Annotated in this window: 18 protein-coding genes; 6 read left to right on the top strand and 12 right to left on the bottom strand. The window is 66.7% G+C overall.

Features of this window, described 5'->3' with window-relative positions:
• Positions 1–43: 43 nt before the first annotated feature.
• Both JM664_RS09315 and JM664_RS09310 read right to left on the bottom strand, forming a co-directional pair.
• Positions 44–961 carry an ABC transporter permease gene (locus JM664_RS09315; RefSeq protein WP_227419633.1) on the bottom strand — a complete coding sequence of 306 codons (918 nt, stop codon included), beginning with the start codon at positions 959–961 and terminating at the stop codon, positions 44–46.
• Positions 962–1,032: 71 nt separating this feature from the next.
• A complete protein-coding gene (locus JM664_RS09310; protein ID WP_227419632.1) occupies positions 1,033–2,538 on the bottom strand; it encodes an ABC transporter substrate-binding protein in 1,506 nt (501 codons plus the stop codon).
• A 133-nt stretch (positions 2,539–2,671) separates the two neighbouring features.
• On the opposite strand from JM664_RS09310, the gene JM664_RS09305 reads away from it, so the two are divergent.
• A complete protein-coding gene (locus tag JM664_RS09305; RefSeq protein ID WP_227419631.1) occupies positions 2,672–3,604 on the top strand; it encodes a LysR family transcriptional regulator in 933 nt (310 codons plus the stop codon).
• Between the two features lie 297 nt (positions 3,605–3,901).
• The gene (locus tag JM664_RS09300) at positions 3,902–4,180 is read left to right on the top strand and encodes a glycine zipper 2TM domain-containing protein (RefSeq protein WP_227419630.1); all 279 of its coding nucleotides are present in this window, start codon (positions 3,902–3,904) and stop codon (positions 4,178–4,180) included.
• A gap of 64 nt (positions 4,181–4,244) precedes the next feature.
• Here JM664_RS09300 and JM664_RS09295 read toward each other — a convergent pair whose 3' ends face one another.
• The 8 genes from JM664_RS09295 to ccrA all read right to left on the bottom strand — a co-directional run bounded on the left by JM664_RS09295 (position 4,245) and on the right by ccrA (position 10,407).
• Positions 4,245–4,838 carry a carboxymuconolactone decarboxylase family protein gene (locus JM664_RS09295; protein WP_227419629.1) on the bottom strand — a complete coding sequence of 198 codons (594 nt, stop codon included), beginning with the start codon at positions 4,836–4,838 and terminating at the stop codon, positions 4,245–4,247.
• A gap of 4 nt (positions 4,839–4,842) precedes the next feature.
• Positions 4,843–5,112, bottom strand: coding sequence for a GlsB/YeaQ/YmgE family stress response membrane protein (locus tag JM664_RS09290; protein WP_227419628.1), 270 nt, complete (start codon positions 5,110–5,112; stop codon positions 4,843–4,845).
• Positions 5,112–5,702, bottom strand: a complete 591-nt coding sequence (locus tag JM664_RS09285) for a rhodanese-like domain-containing protein (protein ID WP_227419627.1) — start codon at positions 5,700–5,702, stop codon at positions 5,112–5,114. Before JM664_RS09285 ends, JM664_RS09290 begins: the two co-directional genes overlap by 1 nt.
• 62 nt (positions 5,703–5,764) lie before the next feature.
• Positions 5,765–7,282 (bottom strand): ATP-dependent DNA helicase, encoded by a 1,518-nt coding sequence (locus JM664_RS09280; protein ID WP_227419626.1) that lies wholly within the window; start codon positions 7,280–7,282, stop codon positions 5,765–5,767.
• A gap of 51 nt (positions 7,283–7,333) precedes the next feature.
• Positions 7,334–7,978: an acyl-homoserine-lactone synthase gene (locus JM664_RS09275; RefSeq protein WP_227419625.1), complete on the bottom strand. Its 645-nt coding sequence runs from the start codon at positions 7,976–7,978 to the stop codon at positions 7,334–7,336.
• Positions 7,979–8,084: 106 nt separating this feature from the next.
• Positions 8,085–8,798 (bottom strand): helix-turn-helix transcriptional regulator, encoded by a 714-nt coding sequence (locus JM664_RS09270; protein ID WP_227419624.1) that lies wholly within the window; start codon positions 8,796–8,798, stop codon positions 8,085–8,087.
• On the bottom strand, positions 8,743–8,958 hold the full coding sequence (locus JM664_RS09265; protein ID WP_227419623.1) for a hypothetical protein: 216 nt from the start codon (positions 8,956–8,958) through the stop codon (positions 8,743–8,745). Before JM664_RS09265 ends, JM664_RS09270 begins: the two co-directional genes overlap by 56 nt.
• A gap of 156 nt (positions 8,959–9,114) precedes the next feature.
• Positions 9,115–10,407: a crotonyl-CoA carboxylase/reductase gene (gene ccrA / locus JM664_RS09260; RefSeq protein WP_227419622.1), complete on the bottom strand. Its 1,293-nt coding sequence runs from the start codon at positions 10,405–10,407 to the stop codon at positions 9,115–9,117.
• A 220-nt stretch (positions 10,408–10,627) separates the two neighbouring features.
• Here ccrA and JM664_RS09255 point away from each other — a divergent pair, with 220 nt between their 5' ends.
• The 4 genes from JM664_RS09255 (at position 10,628) to JM664_RS09240 (ending at position 14,027) form a co-directional block, all read left to right on the top strand.
• Positions 10,628–12,586, top strand: a complete 1,959-nt coding sequence (locus JM664_RS09255; RefSeq protein ID WP_227419621.1) for a protein meaA — start codon at positions 10,628–10,630, stop codon at positions 12,584–12,586.
• A gap of 83 nt (positions 12,587–12,669) precedes the next feature.
• The gene (locus tag JM664_RS09250; RefSeq protein WP_227419620.1) at positions 12,670–13,029 is read left to right on the top strand and encodes a DUF1428 domain-containing protein; all 360 of its coding nucleotides are present in this window, start codon (positions 12,670–12,672) and stop codon (positions 13,027–13,029) included.
• Positions 13,030–13,102: 73 nt separating this feature from the next.
• Positions 13,103–13,807 carry a purine-nucleoside phosphorylase gene (gene deoD, locus JM664_RS09245; protein WP_227419619.1) on the top strand — a complete coding sequence of 235 codons (705 nt, stop codon included), beginning with the start codon at positions 13,103–13,105 and terminating at the stop codon, positions 13,805–13,807.
• Positions 13,808–13,862: 55 nt separating this feature from the next.
• Positions 13,863–14,027, top strand: a complete 165-nt coding sequence (locus JM664_RS09240) for a hypothetical protein (protein WP_227419618.1) — start codon at positions 13,863–13,865, stop codon at positions 14,025–14,027.
• 241 nt (positions 14,028–14,268) lie between these two features.
• Here JM664_RS09240 and glmM read toward each other — a convergent pair whose 3' ends face one another.
• Both glmM and folP read right to left on the bottom strand, forming a co-directional pair.
• Positions 14,269–15,615: a phosphoglucosamine mutase gene (gene glmM, locus JM664_RS09235; protein WP_227419617.1), complete on the bottom strand. Its 1,347-nt coding sequence runs from the start codon at positions 15,613–15,615 to the stop codon at positions 14,269–14,271.
• Entirely contained in the window at positions 15,612–16,616 is a 1,005-nt protein-coding gene (gene folP, locus JM664_RS09230; protein WP_227419616.1) for a dihydropteroate synthase, read from the bottom strand. Before folP ends, glmM begins: the two co-directional genes overlap by 4 nt.
• Positions 16,617–16,626: the final 10 nt, after the last annotated feature.

Genomic DNA, 16,626 nt, shown 5'->3' with positions numbered 1-16,626 from the left:
GCGCCTGCGCGCGGCTTCTCCGGGGAGTACGGCGCTGTTCATGCTAGTGTCCCCTCGTCCGGGGATCGAGCACCGCATAGACGATGTCGATCGTGAAATTGAGGATGAAGATCGCCACCGCGGTCACCATGACGCCGGCCTGAACCACGGCGAAGTCGCGGAACATGATCGAGTCGATCAGCAATTTCCCGACGCCGGGAAAACCGAAGATGGTCTCGACGATCACCGCGCCGTTGATGATCCCTGCTGCCTGGTCGCCCGCGACGGTGATGACCGGCAGCATTGCGTTGCGCAGGGCATGAATGAAGATGATGCGGGCCGGGGCGGCGCCCTTGGCCTGCGCCGTCTTGACGTAGGCCGAGGAGAGGGCGCTGATCATCGAGCTCCGCGCCACCTGCACCAGAAGTCCGGCCGGGCGGATCGCCAGCACGAAGACGGGCAGGATCCACTGCGCGACCGAGCCGGTTCCCGACGTGGGCACCCAGCGAAGTGTCACCGCAAAGATCAGCACTCCGACGATGGCGACCCAGAAGTTCGGTAGGCTCGCGCCGAGGAGCGACAGGAGCGTGGCGATCCGATCGAAGATCGAGTTCGGCCGCCACGCGGCCAACGCACCAGTGACGATGGCCACGATCAGCGCAAGCCCGATCGAGTAGAGCGCCAGCAGCAGCGTCGTCGGCATCGCTCGCAGCACCAGTTCAAGCGCCGGCACGCCCTGACGCAGCGACTGTCCGAAGTCGAAGGTGAGCAGGCCGCCCAGGAAGTCCACGAACTGCTGCCACAGCGGCAGATCGAACCCGTGGATGCGTTCGAAGTCCTCGCGGAGCGACTCCGGCGCGTCGATGGGCAGATAGAGGTCGACCGGCGACCCGGTCAGCCGCGCCATGAAGAAGACGAAGACGACCAGCCCGAACAGCGACACCGCACTCCAGAGGGTGCGTTTGGTCAGATAGTAAGTCATGTGAACTTGCCCCCCCCGGCCCGCGTGGACGAGCCCGGCCGCCCTACTTGACGGCCGGGTCTTGTGGACGGTCAATCGAAGGTGACGTCCGCCAGTTCGAGCTGGATCAGGCTGAGGCTGTTCGGCTCGTAGCTGATCTCCGGGCTGACCCGCATGTAGCTGATCATGTGGTACATGTAGACCGACGGGACGATCTCTTCCGAGATGACGCGGTTGGCCTCCTGGAACAGTCGGGTGCGCTCCTCGCCCGTCGCGGCCTCGGCATCCTCGATCAGCTTGTCGACCTCGGGGATGCTGAACTCCGACTGCCGCCCGTCGCTGTGGAAGCGGAAGCGCATCGTGAAGGAGGCGTCGCCGTTGTTGTTGTCATGCTGTTCCTGGATCAGCATGGCCTCTCGGTCTTCGGGATAGGGCTTGTTGACGAGCTTCAACCATTCGGCCGACTCCATCATCTCGAGCCTCACGTTCAGCCCGACCTGCGACCACATCTGCTGCATCACCTGCAGCATCTCTTCCTGATTTGGGAAGAAGCCGATGCGCCCCACCAGACGCAACTCCTTGTCGACGGGAACGCCGTCGGCCCTCGCCTCTTCGAGCAGGGCCTTCGCCTGCTCCGGATCGTAGGGCCACGGCTCCAGGTCCGGGTTGTGGCCATCAATCTTCGGCAGGATGAACTGTGTCGCAAGCTCCGCCCGGTCGCTCAGGATCGACCCGATCAGCGCGTTGCGGTCGAACGCCAGGTTGAACGCCTTGCGGACCCGCAGGTCGTCGAGCGGCGGCTCCATGACCATTCGCAGGCGCGTGGTCTCACCGTTCAGGAACGCGTGGTCCATTTCTGTTGTGGCGTCCTGCGGGGCGATATCATGGGCAATGTCGGCCTCGCCGAGCTCTACCATCGCCGCGCGCAGCGCCGACTCCGGCCGGAAGACATAAAGCGCATCCGTCGCGGCAGGCTCTTCGCCCCAGTAGTCCGCGTTCCGGGTCACCGCAATGCCTTCGGAATCCCAGCTCTCGAACCTGAACGGGCCGGTCCCGACGGGAGCGCGGCTGATCTCGTCGGCCGGAGTGTTCGGAGAAACGGCGCCGATGAAGCTCAGCAGCGTAGGCATCAGGATCTGCGCCGGCTCGGCATGAATGTCGATGGTGTGCTCGTCCACGACGGTGGTGGTCAGCTCCACGTTTGCGATCTTGGTCCGGTCGCGGCACGCGATCGCGTCGCTCGTCAGCCGGTCGATGGCGAAGGCCACCGCCTCGGCGTTGAACGGCGCGCCGTCGTGGAACGTGACGTTTTCCCGCAGTGAGACCCGCCAGGTCCCATCGCCCAGATCTTCCCAGGCGGTCGCCAGGCGCGGCTGGACGGTGCTGTCGTCGGGGTCGAGCGTGGTCAGCGTCTCGACGATGTTCTCCTTCACGATGACGCCGATGCCCGTCACCGTCGTGTTGCAGCCGTCGATGTCCGCGGGCTCCGCCGGCAGCGCGATCGTCAGCGATGTGTCCCCTTGTGACCAGGCGGGCGCCGCGAACGACAATACGGCGGCGGCCACGGCGAAGGCCGTGGAGTTCATTATTCGATCCAAGATTACCTCCTCAGTCGTGAAATCCTTGCCTGGTTCGGCGAAGGTTCCTCCTCACGGTGCCAACATACGGAGCTGCGGGTGCGGACCTACTACATAAGCTTGATGCAGCCATAAAGCCGCTTTATAATGTGGAGTGGTCAGGGACTTCCTCGATATCCGCCGGCTCAGATACCTCGTCGCCATCGCCGAGACGGGCACGCTGACGGCCGCCGGCCGCAGCCTGAACATCGCGCAGCCGGCGCTGAGCTACCATCTCAAGGAGCTGGAGCGGATGATCGGCGGCACTCTCTTCGAGCGGAAGGTCAGCGGCATGGAGCCGACGCCGCTGGGCCTGATCTTGATCGGACATGCCGTTCAGATCATTGACCGCATCCGCGAGGCCGAAGGCGACATTCTTCGCTGTGTTCGCGAGGATCTGGGCGGCGATTCGATCCGACTGACGATCATCCCCTCTCTTGCCGCGGTCCTGTCACCGGTCCTGTTCCGCGATTTCCGCACCGCGTTCCCGAATCATTCGCTGCACCTCATCGATGCGCGCAGCAGCTTCGCCCGGGAACTCATCGAGAAGGAACAGGCGGATATCGCCGTTCAGCTGGACGACACCGGAACTCCCCAGGATGACATCCTCGCTTGGGAGGGTCTCTATTGCATCACGCTTGCAGATCAGGGCGACGCACCCATGACTTTCGCCGAGGTCGCTTCGTCCAACCTCATCCTGCCGGCCACAGGCAATCCGCTGCGGGTCTTCCTCGAGAACGCGGCCCGAGAGAAGAGCCTGCCACTTCGCGTCAGCATGGAGGTTGACGGTTTCGAGCCGCGCAAGCGGATGGTTCGCGCCGGGCTGGGAACCACCGTGTTCGGGGAATACACGATCTCGCCGGACGTAATGGAGCCGGGGCTCGTCGCTCGGCGGATCGTGCAACCCGAACTGCGCCGCCCGCTCGTCCTCCTCAGTCGGCGCGGACTTCCGGAGGAGCTGAGGAGCAGGTCGAAGACCGTTCTGCGGAAGGTATTCGAAGTCGGGAGTTCGGGACAGACGTCACCACCTGCCCTGCATGCCCCGTAGAGCTCGAAGTGCCCCGGACACTAAATCGCACCCGATCCGGCGGAGCGGCTGACCACGCCACCGTTCAGCGTCCCATCGTGGGCGCCCTAGAACATGCTCCTTCCACGCCACGATGCCGGCGAGGTCCGCACAGTCGAGAAGGAGCGCTTCACGCGGCAGCTCCAACCAAACTGTCGCCTTTGACCTCGACACCTGTGGATGCGGCGAATTAGCTCTGCCGATACTGGCCCGATTGGACCTTGGCGGGCACTTTCCGGCGCTTCGGGCGTTAGGCTGCGGAAACGACGGAGGTTCTTCATGCGATCTATAATGACCGGTCTTGTCGCCGCAGGTGTCCTGGCGCTGGGAGGCTGTGCAGAGCTGACGCCGGATGAGCGCCTGGCAGTAGGCGCCTTGGGAGGTGCCGCCACGGGACTGATCGCCGCCGATCAGCTCGAGGCCGACGACGACTGGCGCATCATTGCCGCGCTCGGCGGTGCCGCTGCCGGGACAGTCGTCGCGCGCAACACCGCCACGAACCAGTGCGCCTATTCGCGCGGGGACGGGACGTACTACCGCGCTCCTTGCCGTCGCTGACGGACATGTGGCTTCGCCCGCGGGCGGAGCCACTTTCAGACCGGCGCGACCAGACTGAGGCCTCTCAGGCGTGCTTTCCCGCCGTCCACCCAGAGAGTTGTAACCGCTCCTCGCCTTTGCTCCGGGGCAGGTCCTCCAGAGCGCTGCCCATGCTGTCGTTCCAGCGGTTGAGGTAGCCGAAGAGCGATACGACCGCCATGATCTCGACGATGGCGACATCCGGCCAGTGCGCCCTCAGACGGGCCGACACGGCATCGTCCACGGTGTTGGGCACCGCCGTGGCCGCCCGCGCGAAGGCGAGTGCCGCCTTCTCGCGCTCCGTGTAGGCCGGCGACGTCTCAAAGTCCCATACCGCCGCTAGCCTCTCGTCGGAAGCGCCGAATCTCTCGGAGGCGAGGATCATGTGCGCCTGGCAATAGAGGCAGCCTGACGCATGTGACGAGACGTAGCCGATCAGGCGCTTTAGCTCCGGCGTGACCTCGCCGTAGTCGGCCATTACCGCCTTGTTCAGGTCGGTGAAGGCACGCGCAATCTCCGGCCGGTGCGCCATGGTCCGCACGCTGTTCGGAATGACGCCCAGCGGGCCCTTGAAGAACTGCACCGCCTCCCGCAGCTCGGGCGCGAGTTCCTCTTCGGTCAGTGGCGCGACGACAGCCACGCGATCAGTCGAATATGGCCTTGGCGATCGCCAGCACGATCGCCGCACCGATCGCCGCCACGATCAGCAGGACCAGAAGCCCGCCTGCCGCGATCAGGCCGATCCCGAGTGCCGCCAGGATGAATGGCAGGGCCAGCGCACCCACGACGCCCAAGATCATGTATCGCGCGCGGTGTCGGCCGGCGATGCTCGCCGCAATCCAGCCCGCGAGCAGTCCGACCAGCACCAGAACGATCAGGCTGATCGCGCCGAGCGTATCGAGGAACGCCTCCATCAGCTTTCTCCAGGTTCGATCACGGTCAGGCCGAGCAGACGCCACGCCTGCATCCCGCCTCGATAGTAGAGTATGCGCTCCGCCGGGTAGCCCGCCGCGATCATGCTGCGGATCGCCGTGGGCGACTGCCCGCACCAGAGACCGTTGCAGAAGAGCGCGACGCGTCTGGCCTCGCTGCAGTCCCAACCTTCGAAGTCGGGCACGCAGCCCAACTCGTCGAGACGGTCGACGACCTGGCCATAGGGCAGATGGACCGCGCCCGGAATGGTGCCGGTGCGGTACCAGTCGTAGGTCCGGCTGTCGGTCACGATGACGTCCGGGTCCTGCAGGGCGTCGAGCAGCTCCAGTTCGCCGATGGTCGTCACGCCCTCGGCCGGGCTGATGGGCTGGATGCAGAACGGAGGACAGGGGCGCGAGGTCTGCGCCCACTCCATGTCCACCACCGCATCGTTGTCCTCGTTGCGCCGGATCTCGACCGGACCGCCCGGCGTCTCCACCGTCACCGATGGCAGGTCCGGTCGGATCATCACGGGCTCGGCGGACAGGGGCGCTCCGACAAGCATCATCGTCATCAAGATCGCGAAGCGCATGGCTCGTTCCTCCTCGTGGCGGAGCGTAGCGGGCAGCCGCCGGTTCGGCAACGCGCCGTGCGTCAGGCGGACTGCATCTCGAGCGGAGCCGGCGGCGCCTGCAGGTCCTCGATGCCGAGCGGCTGCTGCGGCAGGGCGAGGCGGTTGCGGACGACCCAGCGCAGGCGGTGCTGCGCCCGTGTGATGGCGACATACGCCAGCCGCTTCCAGAGCGGCACGCCGGCCTCGGCACGCCCCGCGCGAGCGGCAGCCCAGAGATCGGGCGCGAACACCTGCACCTCGTCCCACTGCGACCCCTGCGCCTTGTGGATCGTTACCGCCGCCCCATGCAGGAATGCGGCGCCCATGGTCGCGGCGAAGGGGATGAAGGGCTCCTCCTCGCCCGGCAGCTCGATCTTGACGATGCTGGCGGCACTCACTTGCGGCTGCTCCGCGCCGACGACGTGCAGGCGGCTGAAACCGGCGCGCGAGCCGGGGCCGAGATAGATGACCTGCGCGCCCTTGATCAGACCCCGTGCCTCAAGGTCGATGCGCTTCTTGCGGTGCTTGAGCGGCAGCTCGATCCCGTCGCAGACCAGTGGCTCGCCGGGGAGGAGCGCGTCGGGCGGCGCGCCGTGCGCAGTGCGGAAGGCCTGGATCAGACGGATGCGCGTCGCGTTGCGCCAGACGAGCACTGGCGAGCGCGCCATCAAGCCCGCGTCCACCCGCCCCTCGACCGCCACGCGCTCGTCCCGGCCCGCCGCCTCGCGGACCAGATCCTCGAACACCTCGAATGTCAGCGCCTCGTCCGAGAGCGCATGCGCGAGGTCGAGGATCGGGTTGTCCTCCGCCTGGCGGTGGATGCGCCGCAGCTCCAGCTTCTCCTCCGCGGCAAGTGTGTCGAAGACCATGCGTCCCGATTGATTGACCGGCGCCAGCTGCGCCGGATCGCCAAAGAGCACCAGCGTGGGGAAGATTTCGCGCAGATCCTCAAGCTGCCGCGCATCGAGCATCGACGCCTCGTCGACGAAGCCGATGTCGAGCGGATCCTCGCGGCGTTTCCAGCCCTTGATGAAGTCCGACCCCCTCAGCCCGGCGGCGGCGAGCGCCCCCGGAATCGACTTCTGCTGCTGGAAGAACGCGTGGGCCCGGTCGAGCGCCGCATCCGACAGGCCCTCGACAGCCGGGCGAGAGCCGTTCCCCGCCAGCCACTCGGCGATCTTCTCGTACTCCGGGTCGTAGACCGGCGTGTAGAGGATGCGGTGAATCGTCGTGGCTGCCACGCCGCGCATCCTGAGCACGCTGGCGGCCTTATTGGTGGGCGCCAGGATGGCGAGCGTCCGACGGTCCTTCCGCCGTCTGCTCTCGTAGTCACCCGAAACCGTCTCGACGCCCGCGCTGGTCAACGCCTCGGCCAGCCGCGCGAGCAGCAGGGTCTTGCCCGACCCCGCCTTGCCGATAACGGCGCGGACGCTGTCGCGCCCGTCGACCCGCGACGTTACGTGCTCCCGATCGAGGTCCACCCCTGCGCCGCGCAGAACCTCCGCGAGGGCGTCGTAGGCCTCAGCCTGATCGTCGGAGAACTGCAGGTCCGGGGCCATTGGCGGAGACTACAGATCGCCGTCCCCGCGCGCCAGACCTGCCCCGCGCTCTCAGGCAACGAGGCTCAGTCGCTCCTCGTGCGGAGCAACGACATCGAAGGAGCGGGCGAACCACTGCTGGGACTGCTCGAGCGAGATGCCGGCACGCGCCAAGATGGCGCGGCGGACATTTTCGTCGTACTGCCAGAGGCCGACGCTGATCTTCTCGCTTCCCTCGCCGGCCGAGCCCAGCACCTCGGGAGAGGAGCCGATCATGCGATAGATTCGGATCATGCGCCGGTCGAAGACACCGACGAAGTGCGTCAGGTGAAAGGCGCGCATCAGCTCCCCACCCGCCGCCATCAACGCGGCGGACACCTTGGCCGGGGCGTCGGGCGAAAGACAGAAGCGCGTGCACTCCCAGATCAGCGGGCTCTCGATCCGCACGCCGTCGGTCAGGTGGAGGAAGTGGTCGCTGACCATCGTGTCTCCGGTCGTCGGGAGGAAGCGCATCGAGCCGCCGTGGGTGCCGTCGGCCATCTCCCAGATGACGTAGAGTGGGTTCATGTCGTCATAGCCGTCGCGCTCGAAGCCCTCGGCGTCGACGCTGACTTCCCAACCCAAGCGCTTGTGGAACTGCTCCGCGCGGTGACGGAACATTGTGTCGCGCAGCCGGGGAAAGGCGTCGAGCTGCTCTGCATAGAGGTAGCGGATCATCTGGTTTCTCCCGTCCCGTGTCTGACTGGTTCGACCCCAGTAGGACGCGGGACGGGTTCACGACGGTCGAATGGACCGCGCGCCCCGTGGTAAAGGAAGTGTTAGCTCAGAGCAGGATCAGGCCGAGCGTCAGCGCCTTGGCCACCGCGTGCGTGGTGTTGGCGGCACCGAGCTTGCTGCGCGCGCTCTCGATATAGACGCGCAGCGTGTGCTCAGAGATGCTGAGCCGTTCTGCCGCCTGCGCACGGCTGTAGCCGATGGCAAGCATGGTCAGCGCATCGATCTCGCGCGGCGAGAGGCGCATGACCTCCGCGTAGTCCGTGCCCCTACGGATCTCGAGCGCCTTCTGATTGAAGAAGTGCGCGATCAGGATGAGGTCGCGCGTACGCTCGTCGGCATAGGCCCGCCACGCAGAGTCCGCGCACTCGTCCGTGACGGTAAAGAGCGCAAATTGCCCATTCGGGCCGCGCAGAGGCACCGAAAGGCCCTGTCGCCCGACGCCCGCCTCTACCGCCTCGCCCAGGAAGGCTCGCGCCGCCTTGCCGCTCCAGTCGAGCTGCTTCCATTCCACTGGGTGAAAGCGGTTGAAGCAGCCCGACACAACCGGATCAACGCGGATATAGTTCTGGTTGATGTAGTGGACGGCCCATTCCGGCGCATAGGTGCCGGCGCCGAACTGCTCACCCTTCAGGTTCGTCCAGTGGTAGACGACGTTCGCAATCCCGCTCTCGTCGCGGAGCCGGAGCGTCTCCGACTGCAGCTCTTCAAGCGTGGTAGCCTGCGCAAGTCGATCGAGCGTGATTTCTAAATCGGGTCGCATCGTCGCTCAGCGATCCGTCGCCGTCGCTCTCCCGCGACGCGATCTCGACCGTCGCCAGGAGCGCGGTTTCCTGCAGTTGCTCAGCGAGAGCGGAGAGGTCGTTCCGGTTCGCGTACTTGCGCAGATCGGCCAAGACATCGAGGATCCAGTCGTGTTCCATGCCGAGTTCTCCCCATGATAGTGAACGAAGGGTTCGATGCAACTTTGCATTGGGGAGAATAGGTAATCGACGGTTCGGCCGCTATTCCCCGGATATGGGGAGCCGTCGGACCGCGGCTGGACTCACGCCCGCTCCGCTGGCTTGGATCTCAGCGTGTCAGCGCGTCGGTCCTGCGTCGAGCACGTCGGCCAGCGTCCTCAGGCCTGGCCGCGGCGCCTGCACCAGCACGGCCATGTTGCCCGGCTTGTGCTCGTTGCAGCGCATCTTGACGTGCGCCTGCGGGATCTCCTCCCACGGGAACACCTCCGACATGCACGGGTCGAGCCGCCGCTCCACCATCAGCTGGTTCGCCGCGCTGGCCTGCTTGAGGTTGGCGAAGTGGCTGCCCTGCACCCGCTTCTGGTGCATCCACAGGTAGCGCGCGTCCAGCGTCAGGTTGTAGCCGGTGGTCCCGGCGCAGATCACGACCATCCCGCCCTTCTTGCAGACGAAGACGCTGACCGGGAACGTCGCTTCGCCGGGATGCTCGAAGACCAGGTCGACGTTGACGCCCTTCCCGGTGATGTCCCAAATCGCCTTCCCGAACTTGCGGACGTCGCCGAACCAGTCCTTGTACTCAGGCGTGTTTACCGTCGGCATCTGGCCCCAGCAGTTGAACTCCTTGCGGTTGATGACGCCCTTCGCGCCGAGACCCATGACGAAGTCCCGCTTGTCCTCGCCCGAAATCACCCCGATCGCATTCCCCCCCGCGGCGTTGATAAGCTGGATGGCATAGCTGCCGAGCCCGCCCGACGCGCCCCAGACGAGCACGTTCTGCCCCGGCTTCAGCTCGTGCGGCTTGTGCCCGAAGAGCATCCGGTAGGCCGTGGCAAGCGTCAGCGTGTAGCAAGCGCTCTCCTCCCATGTCAGGTGCCTTGGCCGCCGCATGAGCTGCTGCGCCTGCACGCAGGTGAATTGGGCGAAGGAGCCGCCCGGCGTCTCGTAGCCCCAGATCCGCTGGCTGGGGCTGAACATGGGGTCGCCGCCGTTGCACTCCTCGTCGTCGCCGTCGTCCTGATTGCAGTGGATGACGACCTCGTCGCCGACCTTCCAGCGCCGCACCTTTTCACCCACCGCCCAGACGATGCCCGACGCGTCCGATCCGGCAATGTGATAGGGTGCCTTGTGCACGTCGAACATGCTGATCGGGACGCCGAGCCCGGCCCAGATCCCGTTGTAGTTCACGCCCGCTGCCATCACGAGCACCAGGACCTCGTGGCTGTCGGGCTTTGGCACGTCCACAATTTCGAGCTGGAACGCCTGGTCAGGCTCGCCCTGCCGCTCGCGCCGGATCGCCCAAGCGTGCATCCGCTCTGGCACGTGGCCCATCGGCGGCATCTCTCCCAGCGCGTAGAGATCCCTCTGCGGAGCGTCGTAAGCCAGTGGTGCGGGTTCGCTGTCGAGCGCCATCGGAGCCTCCTCGTCATGCCGCGCTGCGGCGTTGTCTTCGCCTGATTAGGGGCGCTAGAGACATTATGCAACTTCTGAAGCGCACCTACAGACATTTTGTTTCGTGCAGGCCTTCTGCAGGTTGTGAATGCGCCTCTGGGCGATGCTGACGCAGCAACTGGACGCGCAATAATAATCATACTATCACGAATCCAGCGCAGTATTCTTGCGAGGCCGGTGAATGACTGATCGTGACCACCCCTGGCTCTTCCGCACCTATGCGGGTCATTCGACGGCCGCAGCATCGAACTCGCTCTACCGCAGCAACCTCGAGAAGGGGCAGACGGGCCTCTCCGTCGCCTTCGACCTGCCCACGCAGACCGGCTACGACAGCGACCATGAGCTTGCGCGCGGCGAGGTCGGCAAGGTCGGCGTCCCGATCTCGCACCTGGGCGACATGCGGACCCTCTTCCGCGACATCCCCCTCGAGCGGATGAACACCTCCATGACGATCAATGCCACCGCGCCGTGGCTCCTCGCGCTCTACGTCGCCGTGGCCGAGGAACAGGGCGCCGACGTCTCACGGCTGCAGGGCACCGTCCAGAACGACATCGTCAAGGAGTACCTCTCCCGCGGCACCTACATCTGCCCGCCGGAACCATCACTCCGCATGATCACCGACGTCGCCGCCTGGACGCGGGAGCACATGCCGAAGTGGAACCCGATGAATGTCTGCTCCTACCACCTGCAGGAGGCCGGCGCGACGCCCGAGCAGGAGCTGGCCTACGCCCTGGCCACCGCCACCGCGGTGCTCGACGACCTGCGCACCAAGGTCGCCCCCGCGGACTTCCCGCAGATGGTCGGCCGCATCTCGTTCTTCGTGAACGCGGGCATCCGCTTCGTCACCGAGATGTGCAAGATGCGCGCCTTCACCGAGCTCTGGGACGAGATCTGCCGCGACCGCTACGGAGTCGAGGACCCGAAGCTCCGCCGCTTCCGCTACGGCGTGCAGGTAAACTCGCTGGGCCTGACCGAGCAGCAGCCCGAGAACAACGTCCCCCGCATCCTCATCGAGATGCTGGCGGTAACGCTGTCAAAGACCGCTCGCGCCCGCGCCATTCAGCTTCCCGCCTGGAACGAGGCGCTGGGCCTGCCGCGCCCGTGGGACCAGCAATGGTCGCTCCGCATGCAGCAGATCCTCGCCTACGAGTCCGACCTGCTGGAGTATGGCGATCTTTTCGACGGCAACCCCGCCGTCGCCGCGAAGGTCGAGGCGCTGAAGGAGGGCGCGCGGGCGGAGCTCTCGAGCATCGATGCGATGGGCGGCGCCATGTGGGCGATCGAGCACATGAAGAGCCGCCTCGTGGACTCCAACGCAGAGCGTATTGCCCGGATAGAGTCCGGCGAGACCGTCGTGGTCGGCGTCAACCGCTGGTCTCAAGGCGAACCCAGTCCGCTCACCACCGGGCCGGACGCGATAATGAGGGTGGACCCGGCGACGGAGGCCGACCAGATCGCGCGGCTCTCCTCGTGGCGCATTGAGCGGAACGAGTGCGCGGTGCAGGCAACCCTCCGCGACCTGCGCTGCGCGGCGGTCAACGGCGCCAACATCATGCCACCTTCGATCGCGGCGGCGCGCGCCGGCGCCACGACCGGCGAATGGGGCGCCGCCGTACGCGAGGCGTTCGGAGAGTACCGCGCTCCGACAGGCATTTCCGCCAGCCCCTCGAACCGCACCGAGGGCCTCGACGAGATCCGCCGCGCCGTCGACGCGGCCAGTACCCGGCTCGGCCGCCGCCTGCGTCTGCTGGTCGGCAAGCCCGGCCTCGACGGCCACTCCAACGGCGCCGAGCAGATCGCAGCCCGCGCCCGCGACTGCGGCATGGAGATCGACTATGCCGGCATCCGCATGACGCCCGCGGACATCGTCGAGGCCGCCGGACGCGGCGCGCATGTCCTCGGCCTCTCCATCCTTTCGGGCAGCCACCTGCCGCTCGTCGAGGAGACGATGGAGCGCCTTCGCGAGGCAGGCCTCGGTCACGTCCCCGTGGTCGTCGGCGGCATCATCCCCCAGACCGACGCCGAGAAGCTGCGCGCCTTCGGCGTGGCACGGGTCTACACGCCCAAGGATTTCGAACTCAACCGGATCATGGCCGACATCGTCAACCTCACCGAAGACCGCGTCGCCGCAGCCGAGTAGCGCCCTCGTTCCGTCGGCGAATCCGGCTCATCGCAGAGCGCGTCATCTGCTATGATCTGCCGATCCGAGCGGAGGATCAGACCATGGCCTATGTCGACGGTTTCCTTCTTGCGGTCCCGAATGCCCGGCGGGACGACTACATCAGGATGGCGCAGGATGCGGTGCAGCATTTCCGGAAGCACGGCGCGATCGCGATGCAGGAGAACTGGGGCGACGACGTCCCCGACGGCGAGGTGACGTCCTTTCCGATGGCGACGAAGAAGAAGGAGGACGAGACGGTCGTCTTCGCTTGGATCATCTGGCCCGACAAGGAGACGCGGGACGCGGCCTGGAAGGCGATGATGGCCGACCCGGAGATGCAGGCGGGCCCCGAGATGCCGTTCGACGGGAAACGCATGATGTGGGGCGGGTTCACCGAGATCGTCAGCTTCCGCGCCGATTGACCTCCGGCGCCTCAGGCGCTCTGAGTCCGGCACCAGCGGATCGCCGGGGTCCGCGCAAGGGAGGTGCGCGCAGATGACCATCCATATCGGGGCCGAGCCGGGGCAGATCGCCGAGACCGTGCTGATGCCGGGGGACCCCTACCGCGCTCGCTGGGCCGCCGAGACCTTCCTGGAAGGGGCGGAGCTTGTGAACGAGGTGCGGGGAATGCTCGGCTTCACCGGGACCTGGCGCGGCCACCGCGTGACAATCCAGGGCAGCGGCATGGGCATGCCCTCGCTCTCGATCTACGTCAACGAGCTGATCCGGGACTACGGCGCGCGGACTCTGATCCGGATCGGCTCGTGCGGCGCCATGCAGGAGGGCGTGGCGCTTCGCGACGTTATCCTCGCGATGACCGCCTCGACCATCTCGACCCCGTCGCGCGGCATCTTCCGCGACCTGAACTTCGCACCGCCCGCCGACTGGAGCCTGCTCCACGCTGCGTGGGAGGCGGCGCGGCAGAAGGGTGTGACCACCCATGTCGGCGGCATCTATTCGTCCGACGTCTTCTACGACGAGCGGCCGGACCACAATGAGCAGCTCGTCCGGCACGGTGTCCTTGGGGTGGAGATGGAGGCTGCCGAGCTCTACACTGTCGCGCTCCGGCACAAGGTCCGGGCGCTGGCCGTCCTGACGGTCAGCGATCATTTGCTTGAGGGTGAGGCACTACCGTCACACGACCGCGAAAAGAGCTTCGGTGACATGGTCGAGATCGCACTTGCCGCAGCTTTTTCTTGAAATGGAACGGAATCGCTGCAGGTGATTTGATCTGTGGCAATATAAAGGAGCCGTTATGCCTCGCTGGATATTCCTCGTCCTCGCTTCTGTCCCCTTTCTCGCCGCGTGCGAGAATATGACCGGTGGTCCTGTCAGGGACACTGCTGCCGGCGCCGACATTGGCGAAGCGATCGGTGAACCGACTGACGGCGCAGAAAACGAGATCACCACCACCCAATGAGGCTGTTGCCGCGAGGATTGCGTGGACCTTCAGGCGCGCGTTAGCCAGCGCGCCTGACTTCCGGACATGACGACACGCAGGCTGCCGCATCAGGGCGCCTAGCCCAAGACCTCTCGAGGGGTCGCGGGTACGTCGGTAGGGCCTCACCACCAAACGTTCCCAACGGCGCGCCTGATCGCGCAGCGACAGCCCCAGCCGCGCATTATCGCCAAGGGACAAGGCGCCGCTTACCTCAGCCGCGTCAACCGGCCGCGGCGCGCACCTCGGCCACGATGCCGTCGATGACTTGCGCCAACAGTGCCTCGTCTTCGGCCTCGGCCATCACCCGGATGAGCGGCTCGGTGCCTGATCGGCGGATCACCAGCCGCCCGGTACCGTCGAGCCGCGCCTCGGCATCGGCGATGACCTTCTTCACCGCCTCGCCCGCCAGAGGGTCGCGGCTCCCGGCGTAGCGCACGTTCTTCAGGAGCTGCGGCACCCGCTCGAACTGATGGGTGAGTTCGCTGGCGCGGCGGCCAGTCCTTACCATCTCTGCCAGGAACTGCAGGCCGGCGATCAGCCCGTCTCCGGTGGTGGCGTAATCGGTCATCACGATATGCCCCGACTGCTCGCCGCCCAGATTCCAGCCGCCTTCCCGCATCGCCTCGACCACGTAGCGGTCGCCGACCTTGGTCCGGTGGAGGTTGAGCCCGCGGCCGCCGAGAAATCGCTCTAGACCGAGGTTCGACATCACCGTCGCCACGAGAGTGCCGCCGGCGAGGCGCCCCTCCTCCGCCCAGCGCGCCGCGAGCAAGGCCATGATCTGGTCGCCGTCGGCCACCCGCCCCGCCTCGTCCAGGATCATCACCCGGTCCGCGTCGCCGTCGAGACAGATGCCGAGGTCCGCCCGCGTCTCGCGGATCGTGCGCGCCGCGAGCGCCACGTCGGTCGAGCCGCATTTGTCATTGATGTTGTAGCCGTCTGGAGTCACCCCAACCGGCACGACCTCGGCACCCAACTCCCACAGGACCTGCGGCGCCGCCTTGTAGGCCGCGCCATTGGCGCAATCCACGACCACACGCAGGCCGCTCAGCTTGCCGCGTGCCGGGAACGTCGTCTTGGCGTACTCCACGTAGCGGCCGAGCCCGTCGTCGATCCGCTTTGCGCGGCCGATCCGGTCCGGCGCCACCGGCTCCACCGGACCGTCCATGAGCCGCTCGATCGCGGCCTCCTTGTCATCGCTCAGCTTGTAACCGTCCGGCCCAAAAAGCTTGATGCCATTGTCGTGGTGCGGATTATGACTGGCGGAGATCATGATCCCGAGGTCTGCCCGCATCGAGTGCGTCAGCAATCCGACCCCCGGCGTCGGCACCGGGCCGAGCAGCAGCACGTTCATGCCCGTGGAGGTCAGGCCGGCCGTCAGCGCGTTCTCCAGCATGTAGCCCGACAGGCGCGTGTCCTTGCCGATCACGACACTGTGCCGCCGCTCGCCGCCCTGGTGAAAGAATCGCCCGGCCGCGGCCCCGAGTCGGAGAACCACCTCTGCCGTCATTGGATGGGTGTTCGCCCTGCCCCGGATCCCGTCCGTCCCGAACAGCTTGCGCGTCATTCGCCCTCGCCTCTCACCGCCAGCCACAGGCGCAGCGCCTGCCGCATGGCTCCCGTATCATGCACCCGAACGATCTGCACGCCCTGCGCCAGCCCGGCCAGCGACACGGCCAGCGTCCCCGGCATCCGCCGGTCCGCCTGCGGCTCCTGCCCGATGCGGCCGACGAACCCCTTGCGCGATGCTCCCAGCAGGATCGGGCACCCCAGGCCGTGCAGCATCGAGATGCCCCGCACCAGCGCGAGGTTGTGATCCACCGTCTTGCCGAAGCCGATGCCGGGGTCGACCACAATGCGCGCGCGAGGAATGCCCGCCGCCTCGGCCTCCGCGACGCGAGCGCCCAGCCAGTCGAAGACGTCGAGCAGCACGTCGTCGTACCGCGGCGCCTCCTGCATCGTCGCGGGGTCGCCCTGATGGTGCATCAGGCAGACCGGCGCGCCACGCCGCGCCGCCGTCTCCGCCATCTCCGGATCGAAGAGCAGTGCCGAGACGTCGTTCACGATCGTCGCGCCCGCCTCGAGCGCCGCCTTCGCCACCTCCGCCTTGCGGGTGTCTATGGAGACGACCGCGCCGGCGGCGGTGGCGCTTCTGACGACCGGCATCACACGTCGAAGCTCCTCGGCCGCGGGCACCGCCACCGAGCCTGGTCGCGTGCTCTCGCCGCCGATGTCGAGAATGTCGGCCTCGCCCGCCATCCGCCGGACCCGCTCCGCATCGTGCGGGTCGAGGCGGCCTCCGTCGGAAAAGCTGTCCGGCGTGGCGTTGAGGATGCCCATGATCCTCGGGCGCGACATGTCGAGCGCGGCGAGAGCGGCACGCTCCGCAGCGATCCGCTCCCGCACCTCGTCGGGAACTGCGTGCGCCGCGACGATCTTGCGTGTACCGCCACGCTCGATGCGCTCGGCGAGCGCGAACCAGAGCGGCCCGCCCGCGACCGGGACCGACTCCTCGGGAGCGGGACCGCTCTGCACCAGCGGCCGCCAATAAAGACCCTCGCTCGCCACGACAGGCTCC

This window comes from Roseitranquillus sediminis (genome assembly GCF_016918935.1).
Taxonomy (GTDB): Bacteria; Pseudomonadota; Alphaproteobacteria; order Rhodobacterales; family Rhodobacteraceae; genus Roseitranquillus; species Roseitranquillus sediminis.
Note: the sequence above shows the minus strand (reverse complement) of the source record. Positions and strands in the feature narration are given on the sequence as shown.

Bases quoted from the DNA above. Each gene is read 5' to 3' on its own strand.
- JM664_RS09285 (WP_227419627.1), bottom strand. From the start codon at position 5,702: ATGCGCTTCGCGATCTTGATGACGATGATGCTTGTCGGAGCGCCCCTG.
- JM664_RS09250 (WP_227419620.1), top strand. From the start codon at position 12,670: ATGGCCTATGTCGACGGTTTCCTTCTTGCGGTCCCGAATGCCCGGCGG.
- JM664_RS09275 (WP_227419625.1), bottom strand. From the start codon at position 7,978: ATGATCCGCTACCTCTATGCAGAGCAGCTCGACGCCTTTCCCCGGCTG.
- JM664_RS09315 (WP_227419633.1), bottom strand. From the start codon at position 961: ATGACTTACTATCTGACCAAACGCACCCTCTGGAGTGCGGTGTCGCTG.
- JM664_RS09240 (WP_227419618.1), top strand. From the start codon at position 13,863: ATGCCTCGCTGGATATTCCTCGTCCTCGCTTCTGTCCCCTTTCTCGCC.
- JM664_RS09300 (WP_227419630.1), top strand. From the start codon at position 3,902: ATGCGATCTATAATGACCGGTCTTGTCGCCGCAGGTGTCCTGGCGCTG.
- JM664_RS09290 (WP_227419628.1), bottom strand. From the start codon at position 5,112: ATGGAGGCGTTCCTCGATACGCTCGGCGCGATCAGCCTGATCGTTCTG.
- deoD (WP_227419619.1), top strand. From the start codon at position 13,103: ATGACCATCCATATCGGGGCCGAGCCGGGGCAGATCGCCGAGACCGTG.
- JM664_RS09270 (WP_227419624.1), bottom strand. From the start codon at position 8,798: ATGCGACCCGATTTAGAAATCACGCTCGATCGACTTGCGCAGGCTACC.
- glmM (WP_227419617.1), bottom strand. From the start codon at position 15,615: ATGACGCGCAAGCTGTTCGGGACGGACGGGATCCGGGGCAGGGCGAAC.
- JM664_RS09280 (WP_227419626.1), bottom strand. From the start codon at position 7,282: ATGGCCCCGGACCTGCAGTTCTCCGACGATCAGGCTGAGGCCTACGAC.
- JM664_RS09265 (WP_227419623.1), bottom strand. From the start codon at position 8,958: ATGGAACACGACTGGATCCTCGATGTCTTGGCCGATCTGCGCAAGTAC.
- JM664_RS09255 (WP_227419621.1), top strand. From the start codon at position 10,628: ATGACTGATCGTGACCACCCCTGGCTCTTCCGCACCTATGCGGGTCAT.
- ccrA (WP_227419622.1), bottom strand. From the start codon at position 10,407: ATGGCGCTCGACAGCGAACCCGCACCACTGGCTTACGACGCTCCGCAG.